The sequence below is a fragment of the Moraxella sp. FZFQ2102 genome, assembly GCF_024137865.1.
Classification (GTDB): domain Bacteria; phylum Pseudomonadota; class Gammaproteobacteria; order Pseudomonadales; family Moraxellaceae; genus Moraxella.
Genome location: NZ_CP099960.1, coordinates 1,369,032 through 1,379,229, shown reverse-complemented (window position 1 = coordinate 1,379,229; position 10,198 = coordinate 1,369,032). Strand labels below are relative to the sequence as shown.

Here is a 10,198-nt window from a genome sequence, read left to right as displayed (position 1 = left end):
TCTATACAAATCTATGATAATGATCATCATGTAGATGGGTGGGGATTCGATTTTTTGTGCGTGGTGTAGTTGAGAGTTATTCTATACAAATTCTGTGATCGCGGTGCATTATCTGAGAAAAATACCATGAAATCAATGAATTATATAAAATATTTCAAAAACCGCCCTTGTGCTATTTTTATCGATGGGGGGGGTAAAGCTAATTTTATTTATTAGATATATTAATGTATTTTTAATGATACAGTGCACAGTTGTATCGGTGAAATCATGTTACAGAATTGTTGCTGTAGCATGATTGGGAAAATTGAAGATTGGGATTGGTGTTTTTTTGGGATTAACGCATTGGTTGTTTAATGGTGCGTGGGGTGTGCTCAAATATATTTGAAAAATTAAACATCGTAGGGTGCGTGGGACGCACCTTTTTGGGTGAAGGTGGTTGATTTTTAATGGGTTTTTTATAATTTTATATTGGTTATTGTAATGGCGCGTGTGACGCACCCTTGTGCCTCACCAAGACTAGCTATCTTAATGGTGGCATGATAGATTATACCATCGATCCAATTGATGAATAAACACTCCATCACCCCAACTCACTCCACACAAAGCGCACCAACACTTGCAATGCCACCGCGGTCAAAATCCACGGCATCGCCGCTGTCAGCCACGGCATCGGCATCTTATGCCGTAGGATCGTACCCAGCCACGAACCAATCACCGCCGAGATACTCATCATCACGATCACTTGCCAATAGTCCAAAAAATGAAAACCCAACACCATATAGGCGATGATCTTTAGCACATGAAAAAAGGTCATCATCACCGAAGCAGTACTGATGGCGGTGTTCATGTCGTCGTATTTTTGGATCAAAGGCGGCACATGCAGCGGGCCGGGACTACCGACGAACATCCCGATACCCATCTGGATAAAGCCGATGACGAAGAAATTTTGGCGATTTTCAAGCCATCGCTTAATCGGCTTAACCCACACGATGAGCAAAATATACACCGCGATAAATAACGGCACCCATTCTAGATCAATGAACCGCACCAACAGCCAAAACACCGCAATGCCACACAGCGACCCCACCACATAAGGCGTAACATACCGCCAATCCAGACTATCACGCCCAAACCACGCCCGACTGGCATTACTGGCAAGCTGCCCTGCCGCGTGCACTGGCACGATCGCCGCCGCAGGCAAAAACAGCGGCAACAGCCCCACCAAAATCGAGCCACCGCCAAGCCCTGTGATGCCTGTCAGCAAGGATGTCAAAAAATTGACCAACGCCAAAAGCAGATCATTTATCATGGATTTTTATCATCATTATCATTTTATCAATCGCTATATTATACCCAAAAATGCACGCAGATGATGGCATGGTTAAACAAATTTGAAAAAGATCGGAAAAACAAGAAAAGCTGTACAAGTGGACATGCATAAGCTTGATTTAAGCATTATTTCAAAGTTGGCAGACGATAAATTCATCAAAAAGCCACTGTTAAACTGTGTTATAATGAGCAGTTTACCCATCTATCTATTTTATTGATCAGACAGGCAGCACATGACCGCACAACATTCTTTAATCGCAAGCCCAAGCAAAAAAGGCAAGCCCACCGCTCGAGCACGCAAACGCTTGGCAGATGCCCCACCGATTGACTTTACCATCACCAATCTTGCCCATGATGGGCGTGGCGTAGCGGTCTATGAAACCGATAACGAATCGCATAATCCCGACAAAGCTGGCAAAAAAATCTTCGTAAGCTTTGCCCTGCCAAACGAAACCGTCTCGGTCAAAGTCACCAGCAGCAAAAAGACCTTTGAAGAAGGTGATGCCAAAGCCATCATCTCAAACCCCCATCCACAACGCCAGACGCCGCCATGTCCGCATTTCACTGTCTGCGGTGGTTGCAGTCTTCAGCATTGGGATGCCGATGGTCAAATCGCCTTTAAGCAATCAGTACTCTCAGAACTGCTCACCCATCAAGCAGGTGTACAGCCAGATAATTGGCTACCCCCACTGGTTGGTGATCGCCTAGGTTATCGCACCAAGGCTCGTATGGGCGTACGCTTCGTTGCCAAAAAAGAATCAGCCTTGGTCGGCTTTCGTGAACGCGGCAGTAACTTCCTATCCGAGCTGAACGAATGCCACATCTTAGACCCACGCATCGGCTTTGAGATCGAAAACCTAAAAGCACTGATCACCACGCTCGATGCTCGTGATCATATCCCACAGCTTGAAGTGGCAATGGGCGAAATACTCTCTCATGTCCCTGACAGTGCCAAGTCTGTTGCCATCATCGTACGCCATATGGTACCGCTGAGTGATGATGACATTACCAAGCTAAAAGCTTTCTTTGCCGAGCGTCATTGGCAGCTGTTCTTACAGCCCAAAGGCTCAGACACTGTGCATCGCATTGATACCGATGGCGCTCGAAACAGCTCATTGACTGTGCCACCGACTGGCGGACTGTTTTATCATTTGCCAAATTTTGAGCTGACTTATGAATTCTCACCACTGGATTTCACGCAGGTGAATCTATCGGTGAACCGCAAGATGATGGATTTGGCGTGTGAGCTACTGGACCTACAAGCTGGTGAACGGGTGCTGGATTTGTTCTGCGGACTTGGGAATTTTAGCTTAGCACTTGCCCGCAAGGTAGGCGAGACAGGCTTTGTCGTCGGTGTCGAAGGCTCAGAGCAGATGACCGAACGCGCCAAGATGAATGCGATCACCAATGGCATCCATCATACCGAATTTTATGCCCAAGATTTGACGCAGGATTTCTCAGATAAGCCATGGGCGACTGGCGAACATCAGTTTGATGCCCTGCTCATCGACCCGCCCCGCTCTGGCGCATGGGAAGTGATGGCTTATCTGCCTAAATTCAACGCCAAACGCATCGTCTATGTCTCATGCAACCCTGCCACGCTTGCCCGTGATACCAAAGCACTCATCGACGCTGGCTATCGCTTGACCCATGCTGGGGTGATGGATATGTTTAGCCACACCGGTCATGTGGAGAGTATCGCTCGGTTTGAGAAAGTGGCGTGATGGTAATTTAATTTACCCAAAACAAAACCCCAAGAAAATTAACTTCTTGGGGTTTTGTTTATTATTTAGAGCAAATCAAGCATCGCCAAATTTGCGGGCTTTTTTGGCTTGGCGTTTGGCAAAAAACACTTCTTCGACTGCTTTTGGGCGATGTGATGAACGCGCTTTGGCAAATGACTTGCCGCTTGATTTTGCCCCTTTATCAAAGCTTGGCTTATCTTTGCCAAACTTCTCACGGCGATCAAAACGCTCATCACGCTCTGTACGACGCTCCGCACGATCAAATGAACGACGCTCACCACCGCCGAAACGCTCCGTGCGACCAAACTCACGCTCACGGCCATAGCCACGATCGCCACGATGCTCAAAACGATCTGATGGGCGACGCTCTGCACTGTCTTTGGCTTTGTACGGCTTGTCATAAGCTTTGCCAAAATCACGATCACGCTCAAACTTCGGCTGATCAAACTGACGCTCTGAGCGGTCTTGGCGGTCAAAACGCTCTGGGCGGTCGCCACGATTGAAACGGCCTTGACGCTCCGCACGATCAAATGAACGACGCTCATTACCACCGAAACGCTCACGGCTATCGGCACGCTCACGGCTGTCAAATCTTGGCTGATCAAACCCACGGTCAAAACGCTCTGAACGATCACGGCCATCAAAGCGATCTTGACGCTCGAAACGCTCGCCACGAGCTTCGAGGCGATCCGAACGCTCAAAGCGATCCGAACGACCTTCAAAACGTGGCTTGCGACCATATCCACCACGATCGCCACGACCTTGACCATCACGATCATCACGGCGACGGTTGCGGCCACCCTTACGGCGTGGCTCATCGATGATACCAAAATTACGGCGTGGCTCTAGCCCTTCGATGGTGGCTGTGGTCATATCACGCTTAAGATAGCGGTTGATATTGGCAAGTTGTTTATTATCATCTAGGCTACACAAGTTCACCGCTACACCTGTACGACCTGCACGACCACAACGACCGATACGATGCACATAGTCTTCGACTTGGCGTGGCAAATCATAGTTCACCACATGGCTGATGGCTGAGATATCGATACCACGAGCAGCGACATCAGTGGCGATGAGCAGATCGCATTTGCCTGATTTCATATCACCGACGATGCGGTTACGCTTGCCTTGTGGCAAATCGCCATGCAGATAGCGTGCCTTGTAGCCGACTTCGTTTAGGGTGTCGGCAAGCTTTTCGGTAGATAGCTTGGTGGCGGTAAAGATGACTGCCTGTTTGATTTCAGGGTTGTTCAGTACTTCAAGCAGGATTTTGTTTTTGTGGTTAAAGTCATCACAAAAATACACGCTTTCATCGATATGCGCTGACTCAACCTTGATCGAGACGCGTTCAGGATTGGTGGTGAAGCTCTCAGCGATTTTGCCCACAGCACCATCCCAAGTGGCAGACGACATCACTGTTTGGCGAGTGCTTGGGGTATTTTCTAGGATTTCTTTGATATCATCAGCAAAGCCCATATCCAGCATACGATCGGCTTCATCGAGAATCAGCATATCCAGACCTGATAAATCAATGCGGCCTTCACGCATATGATCAATCAGACGGCCTGGGGTGGCGACGATGACCTGCACGCCCTTGCGTAGTGCACGCAGCTGCCCACCATAAGGTGCACCGCCCACCAAAGGTACGCTAAACATCCCACGCATCCCATCGCCATAGCGACGCACGCTGTCATGCACCTGCAAGGCAAGCTCACGCGTCGGGGTCAAAATCAGTGCATGGATATGCTTTTCAAGCTTTGGTAAGCGGCTCATCTTATCCAGTACTGGCAGTACAAACGCCGCTGTCTTGCCAGAGCCTGTCTGAGCTGATAACAACAAATCACGGCCATTCAAGGCGTGCGGAATGGCTTGGGCTTGGATGGGTGTTGGGGTAGTGTAGCCACTTTTGGTCAGGGCTTTGATGATGCCTTTGTGCAGACCTAAGTCAGAAAATTGTAGTACGAACTCGCCTGCTTGCTCGTCTGCGTGGGCGGTGTCTGTGGTGTGTAATTGATCAGTCATAAGAACCTTGTATCAGTCATGCCCCCACGATGAGCCAATTTTTTGGTCAAAAAACCGACAAGCCAACTTTAAGCAGATGCTTAAGGCTTGCTACAAAATTGCATTTTGGATTTGGGTGGCGTATTGTCGCTCAACTGCTTGTCGTGGTGCAAAAGCACAATAAAGAACAAGCCAAAATCATCGCGACAGTTAGGACTAATAAAGATAAAATAGACAAAGCAGGTGGCAAGCCACAAACTTAGCAAGAAATCATATCATCACATGGGTCAAATCAAACTTACCCATCAAAATCGGTGCGATGTCATCAAAAGCGTGTGTGAATTATTCACGAAAAATGAGATTATAGCACAGCTTGGATAAAATTACTTGGATTATTTTATAAAAATTATGCGTCATGACTTTTTGGCATAAAATTTATCGATTTCATCTTTAAAATTACCCTTTTAGGTGCCATAATACATGGGATATACTATATAAAATAAAACTGGTTTGGACAAGGATACAACCGTGGTACAGATTCGTGACAGCCTACCCTTATTGGGCGGCAACAGTAGCAGCATGGATAGTGCGACACTGGCGGCAAGTTTGGTCGCCAAACAGCTGCATCCTGATTTTAAGGCACAGCTTGCCAATCACAAGCTGGTCAGCGCCCTTGACCATACCAACAGCACCATCAATCCAAGCGATTTGAATGTCTCAGACATCGACATCGAAGCGTGGATTGCCAAAGTGGCTGCTCGTATCGGCAAGGATGATTTGCCCATTTTGCGTAAAGCCTGCCAATTTGTCCAAATCCAAGTCAACAAACCCCATGTCACCCGCTCAGGTGCCTACATCACAGGCATCGGCATGGCAGATATTTTGGCGTATCTATTCCAAGACGAAAACGCCCTAGCTGCTGCCATGCTGTATCGCACCGCTCGCCGTGAGCTTGTGAGCATTGATACTATTAAGAAAAACTTCGGAGAAGACATCGCGCACTTGGTGATGGATACGCTTGCGATGGGTAAACTGTCTGAGAGCATCGAGAGCAATAAGCGACTTGAAGATTATTTTGAGAGCAATCAAAGAGACCAATTATCCAATATCTACAGTATGCTCATCAGCACCACCAATGATGTGCGTGCGGTGCTGATCAAACTTGCTGAGCGTACCTTTGCGATGCGTGAGCTGTCATTCTCACCGCCCGATCGCCAAAAACGGGTGGCTCGTGAGGTGATGACCATCTATGCCCCACTGGCACATCGCCTATCGATTGCCCAGCTGAAGTGGGAGTTGGAAGATTTGGCATTTCGCTATCTTGCCCCCGAAGAATACAAAAAAATCGCATCGCTACTTGCCGAGAAGCGTAGCGAACGAGAAGCCTATATCGAGTCAGTCAAAGCCAAACTCAGTGCCGAGCTTGAACGAGCTGGCATCCAAGGCGAAGTCTCTGGGCGTGTCAAGCACATCTACTCCATTTGGCGTAAGATGAAATCAAAGAACCTGTCTTTTGATCAGCTATATGACATCCGTGCCTTGCGAGTGATGGTCAATACCAATGCCGAATGCTACTATACGCTGGGTATCGTGCATGGTCTGTGGCGGCACATTCCTGAGCAGTTTGACGACTATATCACCAACCCCAAGCCCAATGGCTATAAGTCACTGCACACAGCGGTGATCGCTGAGAATCGCACGCTTGAGGTGCAGATTCGTACCTTTGATATGCACTTTGAGGCAGAGCTTGGCAAGGCATCGCACGTCAATTATAAAGAAGGCCTAAAAGCCAAAAAAGACGATTATCTCACCCAAAAAATCAGCTCATTGCGTCAGCTACTAGGTCAAGACATCCCTGATGGCGAAGATGAGATCGATCTGGATGTGGATAATGCCGAGCGGATTTATGTCTTTAGCCGTGATGGCGATATCACCGAGCTACCAAAAGGCTCAACAGTGCTAGACTTTGCCTATTATGTACATACCGAAGTCGGCAACCGTGCCCAAGGTGCTCGTGTCAATGGTCGCTATGTACCGCTGACCCATCAGCCAAAGACAGGCGATCAGATTGAGATCATTACCAAATCTAGCCGTGAGCCGAATCGTGATTGGCTGATGCCATCTTTGGGCTATATTCACACGAGCCGTGCCAAGTCCAAACTGCGTCAGTGGTTCAACAAACAAGATCGCGATAAGAATATCGAGACAGGCAAGGGACTACTGCTCAAAGAATTTGATCGCCTATCCATCGCCGCCAATCAGGTGAACTTAAGCGACTATTTTCAGACGCTCAATGTCAAATCCGAAGATGATCTGTATGTCGCACTCGTCATCGGTGATATCAGTGTCACCCAAATCAGCAACTTGGTCGCCCAAAAACTGCACATCGCAGAACCTGCCCAAGATGTGCCGACCATCGACATCAAGACACCCGTTCGCACCAATAAATTTAAGATTGAGCTTGATGGCTTTGATAATGTCGAGATGCACCTTGCCAAGTGCTGCAATCCTGTGCATGGCGAGCCGATTGCAGGTTTTGTGACTTTATCAAATGGCGTCAGTATTCACAATCAAGGCTGTCCTGAGTACCTAAGACTGATCGAAAAAGAACCTGATCGTGGCATTCATGCGCATTGGCAAGATAGCTTCGGTCGCTATCAGCCTGTGGTGATTCATGTCGAAGCACAAAATACATCAGGACTGCTCAGAGATCTTGTGCACGTCATTGACCGCGAAAAGGTTAATATCAGCCGAGCCGAAACAGTGAGCAATGACGGTGCGATGAGCCATATGAAGTTTTATGTGGAAGTGGCAGGCATATCGCACTTATCACGCCTGCTCAACAAAATCGAACAACAGCCAGGCGTGCTACACGCGCGTCGAGCGACCGCCTAACGCTTTAGTAATATTGACCAATGCCGTGATAGCAAGCGGCATTGGCTTTTTTAGCCCATACAGCCAGATACCATGCCAGAATTACCCGAAGTCGAAACCACCAAGGCAAGCCTTGAGCCACTACTGAACCAAACCGTATCCAAAGTCAGCATTCGCTATCCGACTTTGCGTTATGTCATCCCCAGGGACTTAGATTCACTCATTGGTTTTCGTCTGGTGGCGGTGCGTCGCCGTGCCAAATATCTATTGCTGGATTTTTATCATCAAGCGGATAATCGCCACAAAACCGTGCTTGTACACCTTGGTATGTCAGGTAGCCTACAGCAACATCACGACATCGAGCCACGCAAACACGATCATCTGCTCATCGACTTTATCAATGATGATGGCATGGTGACAACACTGCATTATCACGATCCCAGACGCTTTGGGATGATATTGTGGACGCACAATGACGACTACATCGATACACCAGACACCACCGAGCGGTTCTTGGCACACCTAGGGCCTGAGCCACTTGATGATGCCTTTGATGTCGATTATCTACGCCGTATCATCCATCGCACGGACAATCTACGCCAAAAAGCCATCGCCAAACCCATCAAATCAGTCATCATGGATCAGGCGGTGGTGGTTGGCGTGGGTAATATTTATGCTGCTGAAAGTTTGTTTTTATCCCACATTCACCCTTTGACACCAGCGTGCCACATCGATGATGACAAGCTTGAAAAACTCATCGCCAATATCAAACACATCCTTGCCAAAGCCATCATTCAAGGCGGCTCAAGCCTAAAAGATTTTACCGTTGGTAGTGGCAAGACGGGCTATTTTCAGCAGACGCTACTGGTCTATGGGCGTGATGGTGAACACTGTTATCACTGTGGTAGCCTACTTGAAAACACCAAAATCAGCGGACGAGCCAGTGTGTATTGCCCCGGCTGCCAGCCTTTGTGATTTGGTCTAAATTTTTGATGATTGGCAAGATACTTATTTACAAAATACGGATATTTTTGTAATATATCTGTAATAAATCCTTTGAAATACTTGCCAATATATCATGAGCACACAAACCTATTATGACATCCTAGGTGTCGCCCAAAGCGCAGACATCACCATCATCCAAGCCGCCCATCACGCCCAAATTAATAAATATCGCCATGACCCTGCACAGGCGCATATGCTTGGCATGGTCAATCAAGCCTATGATGTGCTCAGCAACCCCGCCAAGCGAGCCGATTATGATGCGTGGCTACGAGTCAATCAGTCACAGCCTGCCAGTGCACCGCCCTATACACCGCCCGTGCAAGTGTATCAGATGTCTGAGCCCAGCTATCGTGCGCCTCAAGAAAATAATAACATTCTCGTTTGGCTACTTGGGGGAATCCTAACACTGGTTGCGGTGGTTGTTCTTGGTTTTGTATTTATGACCATTGGGGAAAAGCAAACTATAGAAAGTGCAGAAAATACAGAAGTAATTAGCGAACCCCAAACCATCACTCTACAAGAAGTGCAGCCACTTGAGCCGACCACGCCCGTCACCATCGACCCGCCAAAGCCTGTGGTCACTGTGACTAAAGAGCAACAGACCGCACGCAACCAAGCGCACGCCCAATATCTGGCTGCGGTCAATCGTATCAATAGCGTTTGGAACAGCCTACCCAAATCCACCCAAAACGCCCTGCGTGCCGAGCAACGAGCCATCAATGCCAAACGAGAAGCCGACTGCAAAGCCCAAGCCGCTAGCCAATACACCGCCGCCATTGACCAAGAAGCTGCTCGCTTTGCTTGTGAAGTGCCACGCATGGATGCACGCACCGAAGAATTGCGTGTCTATGCCGAGACCATCCGCAGTCAGCCCCCAGCACCCGTCCAAAGCAATGTCAGTGATGACCCTGTGCACTACCTGAGCCCATCAGAAGCTCGTGCACTCTATGAAGCATCGGTTGCAAACATCAACAATGTCTGGAGCAACCTATCTGACGACACCCGAGAAACTCTGCGTGCCGAGCAACGAGCCATCAACGCCGAGCGTGAAGCCCGCTGTAAGCAATATGCCAAAGACTATTACAGTAGCAAAAACGACCAAACCGTCGCCCGCTATTTGTGCGAAGTACCCGAGCTTGATGCTCGTGCGCTGGAGCTTGCAGAGTATTATTAGCTAGACACTTAAAATGATTTAAAAAAAGCGCCTTGGCAATTAGCGAATGCGATAGACATGATTGGAA

At 48.2% G+C, this 10,198-nt stretch carries 7 protein-coding genes; 5 read left to right on the top strand and 2 right to left on the bottom strand.

From position 1 onward, the window contains the following. Nucleotides 1-580: 580 nt before the first annotated feature. Nucleotides 581-1,309: a sulfite exporter TauE/SafE family protein gene (locus NGM44_RS06435; protein WP_253222917.1), complete on the bottom strand. Its 729-nt coding sequence runs from the start codon at nucleotides 1,307-1,309 to the stop codon at nucleotides 581-583. A 253-nt stretch (nucleotides 1,310-1,562) separates the two neighbouring features. Between NGM44_RS06435 and rlmD the strand changes: the two genes are divergently transcribed. Next, nucleotides 1,563-3,053: a 23S rRNA (uracil(1939)-C(5))-methyltransferase RlmD gene (gene rlmD, locus NGM44_RS06430; protein WP_253222916.1), complete on the top strand. Its 1,491-nt coding sequence runs from the start codon at nucleotides 1,563-1,565 to the stop codon at nucleotides 3,051-3,053. A 75-nt stretch (nucleotides 3,054-3,128) separates the two neighbouring features. On the opposite strand, the gene NGM44_RS06425 is transcribed toward rlmD, so the two are convergent. Continuing rightward, complete coding sequence (locus tag NGM44_RS06425) at nucleotides 3,129-5,099, bottom strand: DEAD/DEAH box helicase (protein ID WP_253222915.1); 1,971 nt, start codon at nucleotides 5,097-5,099, stop codon at nucleotides 3,129-3,131. A 29-nt stretch (nucleotides 5,100-5,128) separates the two neighbouring features. Here NGM44_RS06425 and NGM44_RS06420 point away from each other — a divergent pair, with 29 nt between their 5' ends. The 4 genes from NGM44_RS06420 (at nucleotide 5,129) to NGM44_RS06405 (ending at nucleotide 10,131) form a co-directional block, all read left to right on the top strand. Next, a complete protein-coding gene (locus NGM44_RS06420; RefSeq protein ID WP_103033636.1) occupies nucleotides 5,129-5,341 on the top strand; it encodes a hypothetical protein in 213 nt (70 codons plus the stop codon). Nucleotides 5,342-5,606: 265 nt separating this feature from the next. Beyond that, nucleotides 5,607-7,973, top strand: coding sequence for a bifunctional (p)ppGpp synthetase/guanosine-3',5'-bis(diphosphate) 3'-pyrophosphohydrolase (locus NGM44_RS06415; RefSeq protein WP_253222914.1), 2,367 nt, complete (start codon nucleotides 5,607-5,609; stop codon nucleotides 7,971-7,973). Between the two features lie 72 nt (nucleotides 7,974-8,045). Next, nucleotides 8,046-8,927 (top strand): bifunctional DNA-formamidopyrimidine glycosylase/DNA-(apurinic or apyrimidinic site) lyase, encoded by an 882-nt coding sequence (gene mutM / locus NGM44_RS06410; protein WP_253222913.1) that lies wholly within the window; start codon nucleotides 8,046-8,048, stop codon nucleotides 8,925-8,927. A 103-nt stretch (nucleotides 8,928-9,030) separates the two neighbouring features. After that, nucleotides 9,031-10,131 carry a DnaJ domain-containing protein gene (locus tag NGM44_RS06405; RefSeq protein WP_253222912.1) on the top strand — a complete coding sequence of 367 codons (1,101 nt, stop codon included), beginning with the start codon at nucleotides 9,031-9,033 and terminating at the stop codon, nucleotides 10,129-10,131. Nucleotides 10,132-10,198: the final 67 nt, after the last annotated feature.